The 19,623-nt window shown below is 60.6% G+C and carries 17 protein-coding genes, 1 tRNA gene and 1 pseudogene; 8 read left to right on the forward strand and 11 right to left on the reverse strand.

Annotation, left to right across the window (positions count from 1 at the left end):
- Window positions 1–263: 263 nt before the first annotated feature.
- The gene (locus C1949_RS07410; RefSeq protein WP_104737844.1) at window positions 264–1,451 is read left to right on the forward strand and encodes a tetratricopeptide repeat protein; all 1,188 of its coding nucleotides are present in this window, start codon (window positions 264–266) and stop codon (window positions 1,449–1,451) included.
- Between the two features lie 18 nt (window positions 1,452–1,469).
- Window positions 1,470–3,791 carry an EAL domain-containing protein gene (locus tag C1949_RS07415; protein WP_104737845.1) on the forward strand — a complete coding sequence of 774 codons (2,322 nt, stop codon included), beginning with the start codon at window positions 1,470–1,472 and terminating at the stop codon, window positions 3,789–3,791.
- Here the strand turns inward: C1949_RS07415 and C1949_RS07420 are convergent.
- The 4 genes from C1949_RS07420 to C1949_RS07435 are packed head-to-tail and all read right to left on the reverse strand — an operon-like array spanning window position 3,788 to window position 8,073.
- The gene (locus C1949_RS07420; protein WP_104737846.1) at window positions 3,788–4,228 is read right to left on the reverse strand and encodes a group I truncated hemoglobin; all 441 of its coding nucleotides are present in this window, start codon (window positions 4,226–4,228) and stop codon (window positions 3,788–3,790) included. The genes C1949_RS07415 and C1949_RS07420 overlap by 4 nt on opposite strands.
- A 7-nt stretch (window positions 4,229–4,235) precedes the next feature.
- A complete protein-coding gene (locus C1949_RS07425; protein ID WP_104737847.1) occupies window positions 4,236–5,096 on the reverse strand; it encodes a DUF3034 family protein in 861 nt (286 codons plus the stop codon).
- Between the two features lie 10 nt (window positions 5,097–5,106).
- On the reverse strand, window positions 5,107–7,395 hold the full coding sequence (locus C1949_RS07430; RefSeq protein WP_104737848.1) for a putative bifunctional diguanylate cyclase/phosphodiesterase: 2,289 nt from the start codon (window positions 7,393–7,395) through the stop codon (window positions 5,107–5,109).
- A gap of 3 nt (window positions 7,396–7,398) precedes the next feature.
- Complete coding sequence (locus tag C1949_RS07435) at window positions 7,399–8,073, reverse strand: methylamine utilization protein (protein ID WP_104737849.1); 675 nt, start codon at window positions 8,071–8,073, stop codon at window positions 7,399–7,401.
- Between the two features lie 154 nt (window positions 8,074–8,227).
- Here C1949_RS07435 and C1949_RS07440 point away from each other — a divergent pair, with 154 nt between their 5' ends.
- The 6 genes from C1949_RS07440 to C1949_RS07465 all read left to right on the forward strand — a co-directional run bounded on the left by C1949_RS07440 (window position 8,228) and on the right by C1949_RS07465 (window position 14,000).
- Window positions 8,228–9,226, forward strand: a complete 999-nt coding sequence (locus C1949_RS07440; protein ID WP_104737850.1) for an LLM class flavin-dependent oxidoreductase — start codon at window positions 8,228–8,230, stop codon at window positions 9,224–9,226.
- Window positions 9,227–9,268: 42 nt separating this feature from the next.
- Window positions 9,269–9,342: transfer RNA gene (locus C1949_RS07445), tRNA-Gly, on the forward strand.
- A 219-nt stretch (window positions 9,343–9,561) separates the two neighbouring features.
- Window positions 9,562–10,026: a bacterioferritin gene (gene bfr, locus C1949_RS07450; RefSeq protein WP_104737851.1), complete on the forward strand. Its 465-nt coding sequence runs from the start codon at window positions 9,562–9,564 to the stop codon at window positions 10,024–10,026.
- Between the two features lie 433 nt (window positions 10,027–10,459).
- A complete protein-coding gene (locus C1949_RS07455; RefSeq protein ID WP_170063021.1) occupies window positions 10,460–11,284 on the forward strand; it encodes an FAD binding domain-containing protein in 825 nt (274 codons plus the stop codon).
- A complete protein-coding gene (locus C1949_RS07460) occupies window positions 11,281–13,536 on the forward strand; it encodes a xanthine dehydrogenase family protein molybdopterin-binding subunit (protein WP_170063022.1) in 2,256 nt (751 codons plus the stop codon). The genes C1949_RS07455 and C1949_RS07460 overlap by 4 nt, the downstream gene beginning before the upstream one ends.
- Window positions 13,533–14,000 carry a (2Fe-2S)-binding protein gene (locus C1949_RS07465; RefSeq protein ID WP_211287099.1) on the forward strand — a complete coding sequence of 156 codons (468 nt, stop codon included), beginning with the start codon at window positions 13,533–13,535 and terminating at the stop codon, window positions 13,998–14,000. The genes C1949_RS07460 and C1949_RS07465 overlap by 4 nt, the downstream gene beginning before the upstream one ends.
- 7 nt (window positions 14,001–14,007) lie before the next feature.
- Here C1949_RS07465 and C1949_RS07470 read toward each other — a convergent pair.
- The 7 genes and pseudogenes from C1949_RS07470 to moaC all read right to left on the reverse strand — a co-directional run.
- Window positions 14,008–14,226: pseudogene (locus C1949_RS07470) on the reverse strand (chemotaxis protein); the annotation flags it as partial.
- Between the two features lie 365 nt (window positions 14,227–14,591).
- Window positions 14,592–15,770 carry a hypothetical protein gene (locus tag C1949_RS07475; protein ID WP_104737854.1) on the reverse strand — a complete coding sequence of 393 codons (1,179 nt, stop codon included), beginning with the start codon at window positions 15,768–15,770 and terminating at the stop codon, window positions 14,592–14,594.
- 66 nt (window positions 15,771–15,836) lie between these two features.
- The gene (hemN, locus tag C1949_RS07480; RefSeq protein WP_104737855.1) at window positions 15,837–17,219 is read right to left on the reverse strand and encodes an oxygen-independent coproporphyrinogen III oxidase; all 1,383 of its coding nucleotides are present in this window, start codon (window positions 17,217–17,219) and stop codon (window positions 15,837–15,839) included.
- Between the two features lie 94 nt (window positions 17,220–17,313).
- The gene (gene moaA, locus C1949_RS07485) at window positions 17,314–18,309 is read right to left on the reverse strand and encodes a GTP 3',8-cyclase MoaA (RefSeq protein WP_104737856.1); all 996 of its coding nucleotides are present in this window, start codon (window positions 18,307–18,309) and stop codon (window positions 17,314–17,316) included.
- Between the two features lie 12 nt (window positions 18,310–18,321).
- Window positions 18,322–18,777, reverse strand: coding sequence for a molybdopterin synthase catalytic subunit MoaE (moaE, locus tag C1949_RS07490; protein WP_104737994.1), 456 nt, complete (start codon window positions 18,775–18,777; stop codon window positions 18,322–18,324).
- 1 nt (window position 18,778) lies between these two features.
- The gene (locus tag C1949_RS07495; protein WP_104737857.1) at window positions 18,779–19,027 is read right to left on the reverse strand and encodes a MoaD/ThiS family protein; all 249 of its coding nucleotides are present in this window, start codon (window positions 19,025–19,027) and stop codon (window positions 18,779–18,781) included.
- Window positions 19,024–19,503 (reverse strand): cyclic pyranopterin monophosphate synthase MoaC, encoded by a 480-nt coding sequence (gene moaC / locus C1949_RS07500; protein WP_104737858.1) that lies wholly within the window; start codon window positions 19,501–19,503, stop codon window positions 19,024–19,026. The genes C1949_RS07495 and moaC overlap by 4 nt, the downstream gene beginning before the upstream one ends.
- Window positions 19,504–19,623 lie beyond the last annotated feature (120 nt).

Genomic DNA, 19,623 nt, shown 5'->3' on the forward strand with positions numbered 1-19,623 from the left:
GATTGCGTTGTATCGAGGTCTACGCAAGAAGCGTTCCAGTTTCAGAACCAGCGACGCCAGAGCGGATCTACCAATGGTTGCCCGTCCGCAGTCGAGTTCTGGTTCGTCCCGGCAAACCTTCTGATAAACTGCTTGGCGATATAGCGGCAAAGGAAGGCCAGACTACTGCCTCGGCAGGCGCGTGAGCGCCACACTGAGCTTCGCCATCCACTGTCACCACGGCCAGCCATCCCGCCCCAGCCGGCCGTAACTCGAGAGGTATCATGCGCGCGTACATCGCCCTGTTACTGGGACTGAGCATCACCCTCACCGGATGCCAAAGCCTGTCTCAACCCGATAGCCTCCTCAGCCGGTCGGGCGACGTGATCAAGAGCCAAAGCCAGCGCCTGGCTGAACTCGCGAGCAGGCTGACCGACGACCCGGCGGCCCAGCAACGTCACGCGGAAGTCGAGGCCCTGTTTGCGCAGCAGTATATTGACCCGCTCACCCGCTACCTGAACAAACACACCAACGACGCGGATTACGCTGACTACGTGCCACTGGTCCAGGAAGAACGAGACACCCGCTGCAAGGCCATCGGCCAACGCTACCAGGCCGAGCAACCCACCCGCGAGAACCTGCAACGACTACGTGCTGGCTATCAGTTTTCCTGCCCTCAGCAGGTGAGCGACTTTGCCGCCCGGGTACCACAACCCAGCGAAGCGCCTTCCGCCAGCTCTACCACCAGCACCTCCGGCAGCAGCAGTGCAGCGACCAGCCAGCAGGAAAACTGCTATCTGCTGTTCGCCATCCGCAACTACAGCCAGGCCGCGACGGCCTGTGAAGCGGCAGCTGCCGCGGGCGATGCCAAGTCCCAGCATCACCTGGCGAGCATTGTCAGCAGCACCGGACAGAGCAGCATGGCGCTGCGCTGGGCGCGCGCTTCTGCCGATCAGGGCGACACTGCGGGCCAGTTGCTGTTGGCCGATCTGCTGCAACAGCAAAACAGCAGCGAGAGCGACATCGAAGCCTTCACCTGGCTGCAAAAGGCAGCAAGCAGTGGCCAACCCGAGGCCCGCTACCAACTGGCCCTGGCCTACCTGAACGGAACCGGGACCGCCGTCAGCCCGGAAAAGGCAGAGGGTCAGCTGCGCCGTGCTGCGCTGTCAGAGCACGTGCCCGCCATGCTGCAGCTCGCGCGCAGCCATCCCGGTACGGCCTCCGCTCGCCAGTGGCTCAGCGAGGCCGCAGAGCGTGACTCCGCCGAAGGACAGTACCGTTTGGGACTTGATTACCTGCAAGGCGACGGTGGGCCGCAAGACCTGGAGCAGGCCTACTTCTGGCTCAGCCTTGCGCTGATGAACGGGGAGTCTCGCAGCCGTCGCTACGTCGAACAGCTGTCAGGCAAACTCAGCAATGACCAGCTGACCAGCGCGCGCAGCGCTCTGCAACAGCGCCTCAATAGCCGCTAACACACTCGGGTAACAAGGATGCTGCCAGTCAAACGCGCGATCATGGTTCTACTCAGCCTGCTGGTCGGGCTGTTTCTGGTCGGTAGCTGGCTGATCGCCAGCCTGAATCTGGAGTTCGCCGAAAATGCCATGGGCAAGCTGCGCGAACGCCAGATTACCGACACCTTCTACGCCAACCTTGACCGTATCAACGCCCATCACCGCCTGATGGAGCAAAGCACACGCGGCCTTGCCCGCGCCGGCGGCCTACTGCTACGCACACCGTCGGAGCCCGCAGCTCTGGCCAGCACCCTGCGCAACGCGCTGCAGGATCTGCCCGACAGTTACGGCAGCAGTCTATGGTATGTAGAAGGGGGTCGCCCCGCCCGCTACGCCTATCGTCAGGGACAGAGTATCCAGGTCGAGCCGCTCAGTGCAGACGAGCAGCAACGCCTCAGCGGCTGGTTCCAGCGCCTGCGTGACTTGCCCAGCCCTGGGGACCCCGCCCAGCAATGGACGGCTGCCTACTACAAAAGCAGCATCAACAGTGTGGTGATCAGCCATGCCACACTGATTCGCGACCAGACCGGCCGCCCGGTTGGTCTGGCGATGACCGACTGGTTGGCAGACGACGTCATTCGCACCGTAAGCCGAGTCGAAGTCACCCCCAGCACCTTTGCGTTCCTGCTCGACCACGAGAACCGCAACCTGTCCAGCCTGTCCGACGCCCCTGACGTCGACCGTGCCCAGCAACTGATCGACAGTGTCACTGCGCTGCAACTGCATCAGCGGCTGCAGGAAGCGCCGGTGCCGGTCATCAACACCCGGCAACTGTCCTCCCCCATGCAGCAGTTGCTGCATCACGTTGGCCAGCAGGATTACAGCCTGTTTTTCTCCCCGACCCGGGCCGGCATGATCTTTGGTATCGGCGTCCCACAGTCAGAGATTGATGCGGTGCTCACCCCCATGCGCGAAAGCAGCACCCGGATTCAGCTGCTTGCCGGCGCCATTATGCTGATTATTTCGGCGCTGATCCTGTATCTGGTCGCCGGCACCTTACGCCAGCTGCACAACCTTTACACCGACACCCTCACCCATCTGCCGAACCGCGAACGGTTGCTGGCCGACCTGAAAAAGACCCACACCGCCAGCCTGCTGCTACTGAACCTGGATGCCTTCAAGGAGATCAACGATTTCTATGGCCACCAGTGTGGTGACCATGTCATTGCGACGCTGGCCGAGGCCTTGCAGCAGCACCTGGATGAACGTGCAGACTGGGGCGGCAGCCGCCTTTACCGCATGCCGGCCGACGAACTGGCAATCTGGTTGCCCGGCCATCACAGCGAGGAGCAGCTGGCCCCAGCCCTGACACGACTGCTGGACTTCATCAGCAATCTGAACATTCAGTGGCAGGAACAGGACATCCCGCTCAGTGCCAGCGTCGGCGTCGCGTGCTGCAATCAACGTGATGCCCGGGACCTGACCGGGGAGCAGCTGCTGCCGGCGGCCAACATCGCACTGGAGCTCGCGCGCACCGATAACGAGAGTTTTGTGTTCTACGACGCCAGCCAGGGCATTCGCGAGGGCTACGAACAAAATCTGATTGGCGCCAACCGGCTGCGCGCAGCTCTGGACGAGCAGCGTATCGTCGCCTTCTTCCAGCCGATCATGGATGTCGCGAGCCAACGTATCGAAAAATACGAATGCCTGGTGCGGATGATCGACGAGCAGGGTGAACCGGTCAGCCCTATTCACTTTCTCGACCTGGCGAAAAAGGTGCGCCTGTACCGCGCAATCACCCGCTGCATGATCGACAGTGCGATTGAGCGCTTCGCTGATCAGCCGTACAGCTTCTCCATCAATTTGTCCTGCGAGGACCTACTTGACCCCGAGCTGGCCGATTACATCATCACGACCGTCGACAGCCACGTCATAGGTGAGCGTGTCATCTTCGAAATTCTGGAGTCCGAAGGGATCGAAAACTACGCCGCTGTGCGCCAGTTTATCGATCGCGCAAAGGCGCTGGGCTGCCGCATTGCCATCGACGATTTCGGCACCGGCTATTCCAACTTCGAGCACCTGATGCGGCTCAATGTCGACCTGATCAAGATCGATGGCAGCCTGATACGCCAGCTGGACGAGAACCCGACTGCGGTCACCCTGTGCCGTGGCATCGTCCAGTTCGCCGAAGAGCTCGGCATCCAGACCGTCGCAGAGTTCGTGCACAGCCCTGCTGTTCTGAAGAAGGTTCAGGCGCTGGGCATTCACTTTGCCCAGGGGGCAGCAATCGGTATGCCCTCGGCCAGCCTGATCACCGAAATCAGGATGCTTGACGCCGACAAGCCGGGTACCAGCAGCTAGCGGTAAATAATATCTGCGCGCATTGGCGCAAGCCGCTGCAGCAGGCGATTCTGCACTGTCACCGGCAACTGCTCGGCCTCCATCGCCGCAATCAGGTCTTCAACCAGCGCATTGAAGTCCGCTTCGGTGAGCTCAAATCCGGCATGCACGTCAGCCATGCTGTCGCCGGAATACACACAAGGGCCTCCCGCCTCGACACAGAACTGCTCCTGCAGCTTTTCCTGCAATCGCGCTATGTCGGTGTCAGCGAAGTGATGAACAATACGCTCGTCATCCGCGATCTGGTACAACAGTCCTTCCACCACGCGATTGATGCCAGCCTGGCCTCCCATCGCCTGGTACAGGCTGTCGTTCTCCGGCGCCGGGCTGGCGGCACACCCGACGAGGCCGAACAGAATAAGCGCAACACTAGCCGTCGCACGTAATTGTCTGCGCATGGGAACCTCAGTAACTCAGCTGCATGGAAAGGAAGAGGCCTCGCTGGTCCTCCAGCGTGGCAATCTCGCCCAACTCAGCCCAGGCAGCAGTCAGAGCCAGACGCTTACTCGGGAAATAACCGACAAACACATCCTGCCAATCGCTCTCGCCAGCAAACGACAGGTTGTCCGGCTTCTCCCGATACTCAACCCCCACCACCCAGCGAGGGTTGAGCAGCAGCGCCACACTCCCCTCCTTGAGCAGTGTCCGACTGTCACGCCGGTCACCACCAAAACCCAACAGCCCGGTTTCATTGGCCCGCGAATAGCGCAGTGTGCCGCTCACTAGCAGGTTGTAGCCGCCCACTGCGCCCAGGAACAGGCGGGAGCCGGCGAGATAATAATCAGTATCCGAATCCCGACGGGCACCAACCAGCGACGGAATCAGAAGGTTAGTCTGACGCTTGTACTGCGCGCCCACCGCGACCTGCGGCAAGCGGTCGTACACCAGATCCCCGAACAACCGCAGCTTCACGCCAAAGATATCCTGATTGAGACTCTTATGCGGCAGGCCTGCCGCCTTGGTCAACGCATCCATATCCAGTCGCTGCCGCGCCACCGAGAGCTCCACCCGGTTGTTGAATGCCAGCGAAGCACCGAAGGCGTCGAGCCGATAGTCCCCCGTGTCGACGCGAGTAGCAAACGCATCACCGCCCCACTCGCCCCGAGCACCGTAGCCGGACAGTACCGCCCACGGCACGATGCCGCCACCGGCTGAGCCTTCGATGTTGGTCACCCCTCCGGTCGCCAGCAGGCGGCCACCGGTATCAGCACAGACCGTGCCAGCCAGGCACAGCAAGCCGATTCCACACAAAGCAGTTTTTTTCATGGCAGCCCATCTAAACAAACGTTCCGCGCGTCTCATCCATCCAGCGCTCCAGATCAGCGGCAGACAGCGGACGGCTTATGAAGTAACCCTGAACCACATCGCAATGACGTGCCTTGAGCCAGGCGAGCGAACCGGCATTTTCAATTCCCTCAGCGATGACCTTCAGCCCCATGTTATGGGCAAGCTCGATGGTCGATTTCACGATCACTGCATCATCGCTGTTTTCGCCCAGCTGCAGGACAAAGGACTTGTCGATTTTCAAATCCTGGACCGGCAAGCTCTTGAGCGTCGCTAGCGACGAATAGCCAGTTCCGTAATCATCCACCGCCAGAGTAATCCCCAGATCGCGTAATGCCAGCAGACTGTCAATGCTGGCCTGCGGGTCGCGCATGACCGCACTTTCGGTCACTTCCAAAGAGAGATAATCCGGACTGATCTGCTGGGCACGCAGCATCCGTTCGACGCGCCGTGGAAACTCGGGATCATCAAGGTCGCGCGCTGACAGGTTCATGGCGACTTGCAGGTGAATGCCGCGGTCAATCCAGTCACATAGCTGCGACAGCACTGCCGCGATCATCCACTCGGTGAGCATAGTGATGCTGCCGGTCTGCTCGGCAAGCGGAATAAACTCGTCAGGCCGGATCATGCCAAGCTCACTGTGCTGCCAGCGCATCAGTGCCTCAACCTGCCGTACCTCGCCGGAGGCCAGATCAAGTTTGGGTTGGAATACCGCGCTCAGCTCATGGTGCTGCGGAGCGTAGCGCAGATCCCGTGCCAAACGAATACGCCGCTGATAGGCCTGATCACTCTGCGTCTGATAAACAGCGATACGCTCTGCACCGGGTGCAGCATCGTTCAGCGCGATACTTGCTTGCCGCAGCAGCTCCTGCGGATCACGTCCGTGCAGCGGCCAGGCCACCAGCCCCGCCAGCCACTGCGAGCTGAGCTTGATGTCCTGCACCTGCATTTTCTCCCCGAGCCGAGCCAGTACACCGTCCATGATGACCACAGCCTCTTCCAGCTCGCGCCCCTTAAGCAGCAACAAGAAGCCACTGCCCGGCTGCCAGGCCAGCAGCACATTGGCAGGCAGAAAGCCCTCAAGGCTGGCCACCGACTGCCGTATCAAGGTATCCATGAAGTCTTGCCCGCGGGCCTTCAGCAGCAGGTCAGCAGTCAGCAGGTTGCACTGCGCCAGCACCCCGCCCTGCCCACCGGCAATCGCGCTTCTGAGCTGCTCCCGGACAACCCCAACGTTCGGCAACCCGGTCAGCGGATCGTGTAAAGCGTTATGCACAATCAGGTCTTCACGCTCGGCGATGCCGACCCGCATGGCATCAATCCGCTCTGCCAGCAACCCCAGCTCATCATTGCGATCAAGTCGGACCTGACCGGTGTAGTCACCGCGACCGATGCGGGTCGCCGCTTCAGCCAACTGCGCAACCGGCCGGGCAAGGCTACCCGACAGGCGTACCGCCAGCAGCGAGGACGCGAGCAACGCTACCAGGGTAATGATCAATAGCTCCCGCTTGAGCAGGTCGAAGCTCGCCAAGGTATCACTGAGTGGGCTGGCCAACTGGGCCTCAACCCGATACTCGGATTGTTCGAGCAGCGTGAAGACGGTGGTCAGGTACCCTTCGGCTTCCATCACTTCCCCGCCGTCAGCAGCGCGCATTTCAAGCGTGGTATCAGTCAGCGTCGAGAAGCTCGTCATGACGTTACCGGCGTGGCTGCTGACAAACCGTATTTCCAGCCCGGTGAGCTTCTGCAGTTCGCGCGCCAGCTCTTCATCCAGGCTGAAGGCCATCGCAACCTGACCGAGCACTACCGGCGCCTTAACCACCGCCTCGACCAGTAGGTAGGGCTGATCGTCAATAATCGCAATCATGGCCTGGTCGGACAGGCGCTGCAGCGCCTGCACATCGCCAGGAACGGAATCGCCCTTCCTGACCGAGGAGATACGCATCACCCCCTGGGCGTCAAACAACATCGCCTGGTCAGCACCAATACGTCTGACCTGGTTGAGCAACGCTGAACGAATCGTCGGCTGATCGCCGGTAGCCACCGCCTGGCGAAAACCAAAATCGGCGACCAATATCTCAGTCGCAGCCACCAACTCATGCGCACGCGCCTCAAGCAGATTGCTGAATACATTGCTCCCCACCTGCAACTGCTTCTGTGCCTGTCGGTTGGCAGACAGGTCCGTTGCGGTATAAACCACCAGAAACACCGCGCCGAGGACCAGCGCAAGCAGACCTACTGACGTCAGAATCAGTCGCGTCCTCAGGTATCCCAAGCGCATAGGCTACTGCACCGACTTGAAACGCTGTTGCAGCGGCGACAGGGGTTGCGCGGGCTCTTCCGGAACAGGTGTGAGCGGCAAACTCACAACCAACCCGTCCTGCCCCAGATCCAGCTCTCCCAGTGAGGCCGGCGCCTGCTGGAAGCGGCTGGGATGCCACCACGAGACCGGCCAGGTGCCTGCTGGCAAATCGGGCAGGGAAACGCGGCCCGACGCATCGCTTACTGCAAAGCGGGGACTGCCGGTAACCAGAATGTAGCCGACCATCGCATCGTGAATATTGCAGCCCAATACGACTGCGCCCGCCTGGTCAAAGGTCACCGGAGGCGCGTCCATACCCTTGAACAGGCGCAATTCAAATGACTTTGCTTCGGAGAAGGAGTAGACGTGATGACGCACATCATCGCTGTTGGGAAAATACACCCGCGCTCCGACCGGCACGACCAGTACATGCGGCCTAAACTGACGATCAACCTGATCCATCACATAGCTGTCGTCCGGTGCGGGCGGCACCCCGTCAATCAACAGCACAGCATTGGCCAGCGGTGCGCCTGTCTCATCAGTCAGCCTGATTTGCGCCGCAAGGCTCGATTCCAGCAACAGCGTCTGTGCCAACAGCAGCAGACCAAAACGCAGCCAGAAACGGCTTACGCTTCCCGCATCCCTAACCTTCCGCACAATACTATCCCCCTAACGAAACGAAGCCCGTTCGACGCGTCTCCGCCTACTGCCGTTACGGCCCGCCCTTCACGACGATAAGCGTGCTGCGGTGTCACCCGATGCCAAAGGAGGCTAGCATAGCCGGATTGCACACCGATATGCAGGAACCAAGATGCCCGGCTTAACTTTTCCTCTCTCCGTACTGGACCTCTGCTCAATCAGCGAAGGCGCCACCGCCACGGACGCCCTGCACAACGCCCAGGCCATGGCCCGGCACTGCGAAGCACTGGGTTATCAGCGCTACTGGGTCGCCGAGCACCACAACATGACCGGCATCGCCAGTGCCGCCACCTCGGTGGTCATGGGGTATCTGGCGAGCAGTACGCAACGCATTCGCATCGGCTCTGGCGGCATCATGCTACCCAACCACGCGCCGCTGCAGATTGCCGAGCAGTTTGGCACCCTGGAGTCGCTCTACCCCGGCCGCATTGACCTGGGGCTGGGCCGTGCCCCGGGCACCGATCCGGCAACCGCCAACGCCCTGCGCCGCGGCCGTACCGACGGCGAAGACTTTCCGCAAATGCTCGATGAGTTGCGCCAGCTGTTCGCGCCAATCGAACCTGGTCAACGCCTGCGCGCTGTGCCAGGCGGTGGACTGAATATCCCGATCTGGCTGTTGGGCTCAAGTACCTTTAGCGCCCAGTTGGCAGGGCGGCTCGGACTGCCCTTCGCCTTCGCCGGCCAGTTCTCGCCAGACTATCTGTTCAGCGCGTTGCGCCTGTACCGCGAGAGCTTTCGCCCTAGCGACGAATACAGCGAGCCCTACGCCATGCTCGGTATCAATGCCTATGTAGCCGACGATCGCGAGCAGGCCCATTACCTGGCCAGTTCCCATCAGCAGGCGTTTCTCAACCTGATCCGCGGCACACCCGGACAACTGCCACCGCCGACCCATGATATGGAGTCACTCTGGCAACCGCATGAGCGTCATCAAGTGATGTCGACCTTGGCTGGCAGCCTGATCGGTGACCCGGCAAGCGTGAGCACGCAAATGGCGGAATTGCTGGAGCGCACAGGCGCGAACGAGCTGATCGTCAACAGCCCGATTTTCGACCAGAGCGCGCGCCAGCACAGCTATGGTTTACTGATGCAGGCCACTCAACAGCTCTAACCCCTTCCCTGACGCAGGCGACTCTGGTAAAAAGACGCCTGCGCGGGTGTAGTTCAATGGTAGAACGGCAGCTTCCCAAGCTGCATACGAGGGTTCGATTCCCTTCACCCGCTCCAGCCTCTGCCTTCCTCTCTCTGCTTTACTCCTAATATCAGATACTTGCAGCGTGACGAGAAGACTTCTCGAGCGCAAATGCCTCTGCTTATCTCCCTCCCTACGACCAGCAAGCAAATAAACCATTGTAATCATTGATTTTTTCTCGGAATTTCAGGGTGACAACGGCGTTCGGCTTCGGCACAATGACCAGCACTTAAATGCCAGTGGAGTACCAAGCCATGAAAGGCCATCCGGACGTCATCAACTGCCTTATCGATCTGTTACGCGGTGAGCTGGGCGCACGTGATCAGTATTTCCTGCATTCACGCCTCTATGAAGACATGGGTTATGCCAAGCTGTATGAGCGCATCAACCATGAGATGGAAGAAGAAACCCAGCACGCTGATGCCATTCTAAAGCGCCTGCTGTTTCTTGAAGGCAAACCGGATATGCGGCCCTCGCCCATCACTCCCGGTGACACCGTGAAAGAAATGCTCGAGTCTGACCTCAAGCTGGAATATGAAGTGCGCGAGAACCTGGCCAACGCCATTGCCCTGTGCGAGCGCGCCGGCGATTACCAGACCCGCGAAATCCTCGAGGTTCAGCTGGCCGACACCGAGGAAGATCACGCTTACTGGCTCGAACAGCAACTGCGCCTGATCAAGATGGTTGGCGAACAGAACTACCTGCAGTCACAGATGTAACAGCCTCTGCCAAGAAGCCCCGCATGTCGGGGCTTTTTTGTGGCTGCAAATACTCTCGTATCGTTGTTACCAAGTAGCGGCCGATAACAGCCCCCTGCAACCACGGTTACTCCCACGCAACCATAATAGGTTGCCGTAAAAAATGATGGTCATCAGCCGGACTGGCAACCCGGGACCACAAACCCAGCCCCACAAAATCCTGACCGTCCGATCAGCACAGACTTGCTGGCCAGCCATTTCGCACCAGCACTGACCATATAGAACCGTTCTGCACCCTTGAAGAACAGAAGGGGCAGCCATCAGTTCTCGTCAACAGCCGGCCTCGCTACAAAATTGACCGTTCAGACAGGTATTCAGCAGCACAGCAGCCCTGTTGTCTTCGGATGGCATCCTTTCTGCATCCCCTGCGACACAGACCAGATGGAGCCCGACTGTGACCCTGCCGCCCTACCCTGACCGCCGCCACACCCGGATTCTATTGCCGACCAGCGCCGCACACGCAGCCGTCCTCGCCGCGCGCCATCAGGCCCCCTACATCGCCGGGGCGAGCGCAGCCCAACTTGGCTGGAGCAAGGCCGGTTGCTGGCCCGAGCAGGCAATCAACCTGCACCCACTTGAGGAACTCCGAGGCTGTCAACAAGAGGGGGATCATTGGTCCATCGGCGCGCTGACTCGTCTCTCCTCGCTGACAACACAGCCTTTGCTGCGCAATGCGTTGCCCGCCCTGCATGAGGCCCTGACTGGAGTAGGCGCTCCCGGTATCCGCCATATCGCCACACTAGGCGGCAACATCGGTTTTGGCGGCGACCTGGTGCCAACACTGTTGGTGCTGGACGCGCAGGTTGATTGGCTTCAGGGCAACGGCGAGCAGCAACGGAGCACCTTGGCAGACTGGTTGCTCCAGCCGCCGGCACACGCGCTGATCACCCATATTCGCATTCCACCGCAGGCGTCAGGTCAGTGCGTTTTTATGGAGAAGCTCGCCAGCCGCGAAGCCTTTAACCCGCCGCGGCTGAACATTGCCAGTTGTTGGCAATGGCAGGCTCTAACGGAGCACCGCCTAGCCGCAAGCGGTGCGGGCCTGGCACCACGCAGGCTCAGGCACTGCGAGCAGGCGCTGACTGACAGCGAACGGCTGCTGACCACATCCGATCTGCAACCGCTACTCGCCCGCGACCTGCCCGAACTGATCAATCAGCCACTGCTAAAGGTCGCCGCCAATCTGTTGCACGCACAATGGAGCAAAAGCCGCACATGAATACCAACGCTTTCACACCGCGGCCGCTGACTGCAGACAATTTTACAGAACGCTGGCAACCGCGCCCTGACGCTAGCAGCAAGGCGCGCGGTGAGCAGTACTACCCTACCGACGAGCTAACCTGGGCCGGCCTGTTGCATGGCCGAATCCTGCGCAGCACCTATCCGCATGCCCGTATTCTCAGTATAAACGTTGAGCCCGCACGAGCGCTGCCTGGCGTCCACGACGTCGTTACCGCAGCCGACATTCCCGGGGCCAACACCTACGGCATCGTCTTCCGTGATCAACCGGTGTTCTGCACCGATCACGTTCGTTATCTGGGTGATGCGTTGGCTGCCGTCGCCGCCGACACCCCTGAAATTGCCGCGCACGCCTTGAGTTTGATTGAGGTGCAGTATGCCGAGCTGCCAGTGGTGGCTGACCCGACCGCTGCACTGGCAGATGGAGCCCCACACCTGCACCCGGACGGCAATTTGCTGGATAGCTCGCAACTGGCCCACGGCGACGTCGATACAGCCTTTAACACCTGCGCGTTCGTGGTCGAAGGCCGCTACCGCACGCCACGTCAGATGCATGTTTTTATGGAAACCGAGGGCGGCGTCGTGGTGCCAGACCGCGAAGGCGGACTGACCTTCCGGGTTGGTTGCCAGAGTAGCCATCGCGACCGCGAGCAACTGGCAAGCATCCTTGACCTGCCGCTGGAGAAAGTACGCGTAATGGGTCTGGCAACCGGCGGTGGCTTTGGCGGCAAGGACGAACTGACCATGCAGCCGGCAGCAGGCTTGCTTGCCCTGCGCACCGGCCGCCCGGTGCGTATTCACTTTGATCGTCGCGAATCGACCATCGCCGGCATCAAACGCCACCCGGTCGAGTTTATCGCCCGCACCGGCTGCGACGCCGAAGGCAATCTACTCGCCCACCAGATACACGCAATACTCGACACCGGTGCCTACGCAACACTTGGCCCTGCGGTGCTTACCAACCTGACCGATCATGCCGCTGCGCCGCTGTACCGAATCCCTAATATCAAGGTGAGCGGACAGCTGGTCTACACCAACAACAGCGTGGCCGGCGCCTTCCGCGGCTTTGGCGGCAACCAGGCGACCTTTGCGGTAGAAAGCCAACTGGACAAGCTGGCCGCCGCCGCCGGGCTGCACCCGGCAGAACTGCGCCGGCGCAACCTGCGTACACCAGAGGATGCCGGGGTCGAGGGCCAGACCCAGCAGCAACCCTGCCACCCACAACTGTTGCTGGATGCCGCGCAGTCCTCCCCGCTATGGCAGCGCGCCGTCCATGCTGCCGATGACCGTTGGCTGTCCGGCGTCGGCATGGCGCTGGGTGCTCAGGGTAACGGCCTCGGCAACGGCCTGCCTGACGCCGGTGGTGCGCGCCTGAGGCTCACCGCAGAGGGCCGCATTGAACTGGCATTCGGGTTTATCGAATACGGCCAGGGGGTGATTGCCGCAGTGCAGAGCCTGGCCTGTGAGTACCTGGGCTGTGCAGCTACGGACCTTGATATTCGTCTCGGCGACTCCAGCGGCCCCGATTCGGGCCCTACCAGCGCCTCGCGCAGCAGCGTGATTGCGGTTGAAGCGCTGCGGCAGTTGCAGCCCCGGTGGATCGACGCGCTACGCATCCTGGCTGGCAGCGAAAACCTTACTCCCGGGCCGGCCGGACTCTACTCGGTTTCCGGCGAACCGTGCATCAGTTACCCGCAGCTAGCTAGCGCCGCCGCGCAACTTCCGACGCTAGAGGTGCAGTTCAACTTTCCTACCGGGCCAGACCAAGTCCCGCGCGGACGCTACCTGCAACTGCTGATTGCCACTGTCGCCCGCGTTGCCGTTGACCGGCTGACTGGCCGGGTGCGAGTCGAGCAGCTTCACCATATTACGGCCGGCGGTAAGGTCATCCATCCCCCCAGCTACCTCGGCCAGATCGAGGGCGCCGCAGTAATGGGGATGGGAATGGCGCTGCTGGAAGATGTGCCCATGCAAGACGGACAGTTCCTGCTCGACAACCTGGATGCTTACCTTATTCCGACCCTGGCCGACGCCCCGGAGCAACGCGTCGACGTCATAGAAGACATACTCGACGACGAACGTTATCCAGTGCGAGGCATCGGCGAACTGGGAATCGAAGCCGTCAGCCCGGCGCTGACAGCCGCTATCGAGAACGCAACGGGCATACGCCCGGATAGCCTGCCGGTAGACCCGGCGGCGCTGCTGGCAGCCATGCAGGAGCAAAGCGCATGACCGAACACCGTATGACACTGCAATTCACCGTGAACGGCTGCGAGCAGGTACTGGAGGTCTCGCCCACCCGACGCCTGCTGGACATTCTGCGGCTGGATCTGAACCTGACCGGCCCGAAGGAAGGCTGCAGTATCGGCCGTTGCGGCGCCTGCAGCGTGTTGATCGACGGCGAATCAGTACCCGCCTGCCTGCTGCTCTCCTGCCAGCTGCAAGGCCGTACTGTGGAAACCATCGAAGGACTGCGTGATGAGCCGGTATTCGAGCGCGTGGCTGCATCACTGGTCAGCGCCGGTGCACTGCAATGCGGCTACTGTACCCCCGGGATCGCCAGCACCCTGACCGCAGCGCTGCGCAACAACCCCGAGGCAACCGCATCGGAGCTGGAGCAGGCTTTGCACGGCAACCTTTGCCGCTGCACCGGATACTCCGGTCTGCGTCAGGCCATTGCCGAGCTGGCCGGTTAGCGCACCGCTAGATGCGGCAGCTGCCGACCCGTTGCCGTAAACGCATCACCTGATCCTCCAGTGAGGCACAGGCCCGTAACGTGGCCTGCAGATGATCGACGCCTTCCTGGTTGAGCGTGTTGATCTCGGTTATATCGACATTCAGGTTCTCGATTACCGAGGTTTGCTCCTGGGTAGCCGCCGCAACCGACTGGTTCATGTTATCGATCTCACCGATGCCGTGAGTAATCTCGCTCAGGCGGCTCGCTGCGCACGTTCTGCGCCAGGTTTCCAGCAACAAAATACGGCCGCTGATGTTATCCGCGGTCAGCGCTCCAGCGTCATTGAGATAGGTCTGCAGACTGGCCTGCAACGTACGACGCTGCAGGTAGTCGTTGTAGACTGAAAATGCAGTAACAGCAGCGATCACCACCAGACACGCAGCCAGCAGAATTTTCTGGTTAAAGCTGAGTTTGATCGGCATGGCGGTTTGCCTCGGGGCAAGAGCTGATCTTTATGTCATTGCGCAGCACAAGACGGTATTGCCGCTGCCGCCAACTACATTCCCAAGCGCAGATGACGAAATACCATCTCACCGCAATCAGAACGCCGTCAAGCCACCTGCCGTTGGCGTGGTGGGCGCAACAGACGATCAACATCCAGCCGCCACAACCAGCGCAAGCCCCGCAGCAGCAAATAAAAGAACAGCAATGGCAGCACGAGTGTGCGCAGTACAAACAGCGTCATCACCCGCAGTACACTGTCTACCGCCTGATCAAGCGCCTGCTTGATGGCCAGGTAGGTCTGTGGATCCCCGACCCGCGCGACCTGCTCGCCAAGCTCGCTCCAACTGGGCCCCTGCTCCCGTTGTAACGCCTGCTGCTCCTTCAAGGCCTGAGCACGCTGCTGCTCGACTACTCTGAGTTCCTCACTGAGGCTCGCGTAGCTTTCCCGCAACGCCGACAGACGCACCTGCGCCTGCTCATACGGTGCCACCTCGGCCAGCGGATTCAAACGTTCCCACCAGCTCATCTGCTGTTCTACCAAGGTCAGCTCTTGCCGTTGCCGGGCAACCGCTCTGGCAGCATCACGCTGCGCGGCAACAAGGCGTCGACGCCGCTCATCCAGGCTGGACAGCCGAGTATCGAGCTCACCCTGCGCTGCCGACTGCCCCAGCAGGACGGCATCAGCACCAGAGTCACCCCCCAATACCTCAACCTCGGCAGGAAGACGATCAAGCACCCCGATCTGCTCACTGCTCTGCGGCGCCAGATACCAGCGATCAACCTCACCATTGACCAATACCACCGCGACCAGCACAAAGCGCAAAAAGGCAATGGCCAGAAACAACCGTACGAACAGTCCGGCATACCGTCCGCCGCGCCACCACAGAGCCACACCCAGCAGCACTGCGGACAGCGTCAACAGCCATTTGAAAAACGTCTGCCCGACCAAACCCAGCAGTATCTTCTGCGCCAGCAAAGAGCCAATGGCCCATTGCATCAGGTAAGCATATTGCTCGACCAGGTCGTTGAACGGGTCCAGCATTTCACCCAGCGTGACGGCTACGCCGCCAAACAGGCTAAAGCTGATGGTGGTGGATTGCAGAACGGAAATAAGTGCATTGAGCGCACGGGCAGAAGCAAAGGCAACCGAGGCCTGCAGCAACGACGCATCGAGGTGAGCCGCCGAGTTGCGGTCGCCCTGCCCCAGCCAGGAAAGCGCAACCAGCGCTGCGGCAACCGCTACCAGCAGCAGACGACGTCTGCTGCACTCACTGAGCAACCCCATGACCTTCCCCCAGACCAACCCATGCTTGCCCACACAATAGCAGGCAAGTGCGTCGAGCTGGCAGCTCTAGATGATGCGCGAAAACCGCTGCTGGCTGGCATCACTCTGGTAAACGTCAAACAACATGCAGATAGAGCGCACCAGCAGCCGGCCGGCAGCCATAACGCGAATCCCGCCCGGGGTCAGAATGATCAGGCCATCTCGCGCCATTTGCTCGAGCATCGGCAGACAAGAAGCAAAATACTCGGGGAAATCGATGCCAAAACGCGACTCGATGTCGCTGAACTGCAACTGGAAGTGACAGATCAACTGGCTAATCACCGCTCGCCGAATAATATCGTCGGAATGACAGACCAGCCCGCGTTGGGTGGCCAGTTCATCAGCCTGCAGGCGCTCCTGGTAGACCTTGAGGTCGCTGCTGTTTTGACAGTACAGATCACCGACCTGACTGATCGACGAAACCCCAAGACCAATCAGGTCGCAATGGCCGTGAGTGGTATAGCCTTGGAAGTTACGCTGCAGCTCGCCGTTCTCCTGGGCAATGCTGAGACTGTCATCCGGCAGCGCGAAGTGATCCATACCAATGTAGCGATACCCCGCTGCCAGCAGCTGACGCACGCTGTTCTCGAACATTTCCAGCTTTTGCGCGGGGCTAGGCAGATCGGCACTGTTGATCCGGCGCTGGGGCATGAAGCGTTCCGGCAGATGCGCGTAGTTGAACACCGACAGCCGGTCAGGCTTGAGTGCGATGATCGCCTCAACGGTGCGGGCGAAGCTTTCCGGCGTCTGCTTGGGCAAACCGTAGATGAGATCAATGTTGATCGAGCGATAGGCAAGCGTGCGCGCGGCGTCCATCACGGCCTGTGTCTGCTCCAGAGTCTGCAGCCGATTGACCGCTCGCTGCACCTCAGGGTCCAGATCCTGGACACCAAAGCTGACGCGATTGAAACCCAGCTCACGCAACAGCCCCATGGTAGACCAGTCGGCCTCCCGCGGATCGATCTCGATGCTGTAGTCACCGATGTCGTCATCACGCAGATTAAACTGGCTGCGCAGCCCCGCCATCAGTTCGCGCAGCTCCTGATGACTGAGGAAGGTAGGCGTCCCGCCACCGAAATGCAGCTGTTCAACAACCTGATCTGGACCAAGGTGCGCGCTGACCAGTTCCATCTCACGCTGCAGGCTGGCGAGATACTCACGCGCCCGACTGCGATCCTTGGTAATCACCTTGTTACAGGCGCAGTAGTAGCAAATGTTGGCGCAAAACGGCACATGTACGTACAGCGACAGTTGCCGACCAGCCTCACGGGAAGCGTCGATAGCGTGCAGAAAGTCTGCCGGCTTCACACCGTCGTGAAACTGCACGGCGGTGGGATAGGAGGTATAACGCGGACCAGCGTGGTCGTAGCGTCGAATCAGATCGGCATCCCAACGAATAGTGGGCAGCATGGGGAAACTCCGGCTTTGCTCTGGCATGGGAGAAAGCCTACGCCCGCCTGGCAAACCAGGTTTTGACCAGCGTCAATAGACCCGTGGCCGCAACCTAACCGCCAGTCGCGTTCATGAACCGCAGTACCTGAACGTCACCTCCGACACTGAACTCATGCCGCGCGGGCTTATACTGCAACGCCCTTTCAAGCGCGTCACGCACCGGCTCGTCACGGTCCGGGTAGCGCCGCACCAGGGCACGCATATCCAGCGCATTCTCGTGTCCAAGGCAGAGCAACAGACGCCCTTCCGTGGTCAGGCGCACCCGATTGCAGGTATCACAGAAGTTATGGGAATGTGGTGAGATGAAGCCAATCCGGCTATCCGGATAGCCGTCAACCCGCAGATAGCGCGCTGGGCCACCGGAGTTTTCTGCGCTCTCGATCAGTCGATACTGCTCGGCCAGCACTGCACGAACCTCGTCGCTGGAGCAATAGGCCTCGCCACGATCGCGGCCCACCTCGCCAAGCGGCATTTCTTCGATAAAGGTAATATCCAGACCGCGCTCCAGCACATAGGCCGCAAGCGCCTGCACCTCATCGTGATTGCGCCCCTTGAGCACCACCGTGTTGAGTTTGACCCGCTCAAAACCCGCCTCACGCGCCGCATCGATACCATCGAGAACCTGCTGCAACTCACCGGTGCGGGTGATGCTCCTGAACCGTTCCGGGTTGAGGCTGTCGAGGCTGATATTGAGCCGCTTTACACCGGCCTCGGCCAGTGGCCGAGCCAGCTTGGTCAGCTGCGAACCATTGGTGGTCATCACCAGTTCGTGCAACCCCGGCAGCGCGCTGATGCGGCCACAGAGGTCAACCACACCACGGCGCACGAGTGGCTCGCCGCCGGTGAGACGGATCTTGCGCACACCCTGGGCAACAAACAACCGAGCCAGCCGCTCGATCTCTTCAAGACTCAGAATCTGCTGCCGCGGCAGAAACGTCATATCTTCCGCCATGCAATAGACACAACGAAAATCGCAGCGATCTGTCACTGAAATGCGGAGATATTCGATCCTTCGCCCCAGTCCGTCCTGCAGTTTCTGCTGTGTCATCAGGTGCCCCGTCTAATCTTGCTGCCAGCGTGCGAGCGCCTGCTCGTCGCTGTCTCGCGCTTCAACCCAGCGCTCGCCATCAGGCGTCGCTTCGCGCTTCCAGAACGGCGCCCGGGTCTTCAGATAGTCCATGATGAACGCGTTGGCTTCAAATGCTGCTTGCCGATGGGCGCTGGCCACGCCAACAAACACAATCGGCTCGCCCGGCTCCAGTTGGCCGACCCGGTGCAGCACCTGAACATCCAGCAGAGGCCAGCGTGTCTGTGCCTGCTCAACAATACCGGCAAGCGCCTTTTCGGTCATGCCCGGATAATGCTCCAGCCACATACCCGCCACCGCGTCACCCTCGTTGTAATCACGCACATAGCCAACAAAGCCGACCACAGCACCCACACCCAAATGGTCAGCATGCAGGCGGTTCAGACGCTCACCCGGGTCAAAATGGTCCTGCTGCACCTCGATCAACACATCATCCACCGGTCACTGGCGGAAAGAAGGCAATCTCGTCGCCATCATTGAGCGCCGTATCCAGTGCGCAGAGCTCCTGGTTCCGAGCACACATAAGCCGCGGCTCGGCGAGTACCTGCCAGGCATCACCACGGGCCAGCAGCAACTGACGCAGATCCTCAAGCGTGGCCAGCTCGGGGCTCCACGCGAGTGCCTCGCCGGCGCTGCCCAGCACATCGCGGTAGCGGGCAAAAAACTGCAACTGAATCACGCCGATGTTACCTCTGCCTGAAAATCGCCACTCTTGCCGCCGCTCTTGCTGAGCAGACGGGTATGTTCAATCACCATACCCTTATCCACCGCCTTGCACATGTCATACAGAGTCAGCGCCGCAATGCTGGCTGCCGTAAGCGCCTCCATCTCGACGCCAGTCTGACCGGCGAGCTTGCAACGCGCCTGGATACGCACCGCATCCGGCGCTTCAACGCTCAGCTCAACCTTGACACTGGTGAGCATCAGCGGATGGCACAGCGGGATCAGGTCAGAGGTGCGCTTGGCCGCCTGGATGCCAGCAATACGCGCCACAGCCATGACGTCTCCCTTAGGGTGCCCGCCACGCTGGATCATCTCCAGCGTCTGCGGAAGCATGCGCACCAGAGACTCGGCGACCGCCTCGCGATCGGTGACGGCCTTGTCAGTGACATCGACCATGCTGGCGCGGCCTTGTGCGTCCAGATGAGTAAGCATAAAGTAAGTCCCGTTGCGTCTTCGCTGGGTACTTTACTGCAATCCTCTGCCGCTGACAGCCCGAAGAACCAACCGCACCTGCAACGGTCACACATCCCAACGCACAATTCAGGCAGAGGA

It is taken from the genome of Halopseudomonas oceani (assembly GCF_002903165.1).
Lineage (GTDB): Bacteria > Pseudomonadota > Gammaproteobacteria > Pseudomonadales > Pseudomonadaceae > Halopseudomonas > Halopseudomonas oceani.

What these genes read in the sequence shown, in the direction of transcription:
- C1949_RS07415 (WP_104737845.1), top strand. Translation starts at nt 1,470, where the DNA reads ATGCTGCCAGTCAAACGCGCGATCATGGTTCTACTCAGCCTGCTGGTC.
- C1949_RS07430 (WP_104737848.1), bottom strand. Translation starts at nt 7,395, where the DNA reads ATGCGCTTGGGATACCTGAGGACGCGACTGATTCTGACGTCAGTAGGT.
- bfr (WP_104737851.1), top strand. Translation starts at nt 9,562, where the DNA reads ATGAAAGGCCATCCGGACGTCATCAACTGCCTTATCGATCTGTTACGC.
- C1949_RS07420 (WP_104737846.1), bottom strand. Translation starts at nt 4,228, where the DNA reads ATGCGCAGACAATTACGTGCGACGGCTAGTGTTGCGCTTATTCTGTTC.
- moaA (WP_104737856.1), bottom strand. Translation starts at nt 18,309, where the DNA reads ATGACACAGCAGAAACTGCAGGACGGACTGGGGCGAAGGATCGAATAT.
- hemN (WP_104737855.1), bottom strand. Translation starts at nt 17,219, where the DNA reads ATGCTGCCCACTATTCGTTGGGATGCCGATCTGATTCGACGCTACGAC.
- C1949_RS07475 (WP_104737854.1), bottom strand. Translation starts at nt 15,770, where the DNA reads ATGGGGTTGCTCAGTGAGTGCAGCAGACGTCGTCTGCTGCTGGTAGCG.
- C1949_RS07440 (WP_104737850.1), top strand. Translation starts at nt 8,228, where the DNA reads ATGCCCGGCTTAACTTTTCCTCTCTCCGTACTGGACCTCTGCTCAATC.
- C1949_RS07410 (WP_104737844.1), top strand. Translation starts at nt 264, where the DNA reads ATGCGCGCGTACATCGCCCTGTTACTGGGACTGAGCATCACCCTCACC.
- C1949_RS07425 (WP_104737847.1), bottom strand. Translation starts at nt 5,096, where the DNA reads ATGAAAAAAACTGCTTTGTGTGGAATCGGCTTGCTGTGCCTGGCTGGC.
- C1949_RS07460 (WP_170063022.1), top strand. Translation starts at nt 11,281, where the DNA reads ATGAATACCAACGCTTTCACACCGCGGCCGCTGACTGCAGACAATTTT.
- moaC (WP_104737858.1), bottom strand. Translation starts at nt 19,503, where the DNA reads ATGCTTACTCATCTGGACGCACAAGGCCGCGCCAGCATGGTCGATGTC.
- C1949_RS07465 (WP_211287099.1), top strand. Translation starts at nt 13,533, where the DNA reads ATGACCGAACACCGTATGACACTGCAATTCACCGTGAACGGCTGCGAG.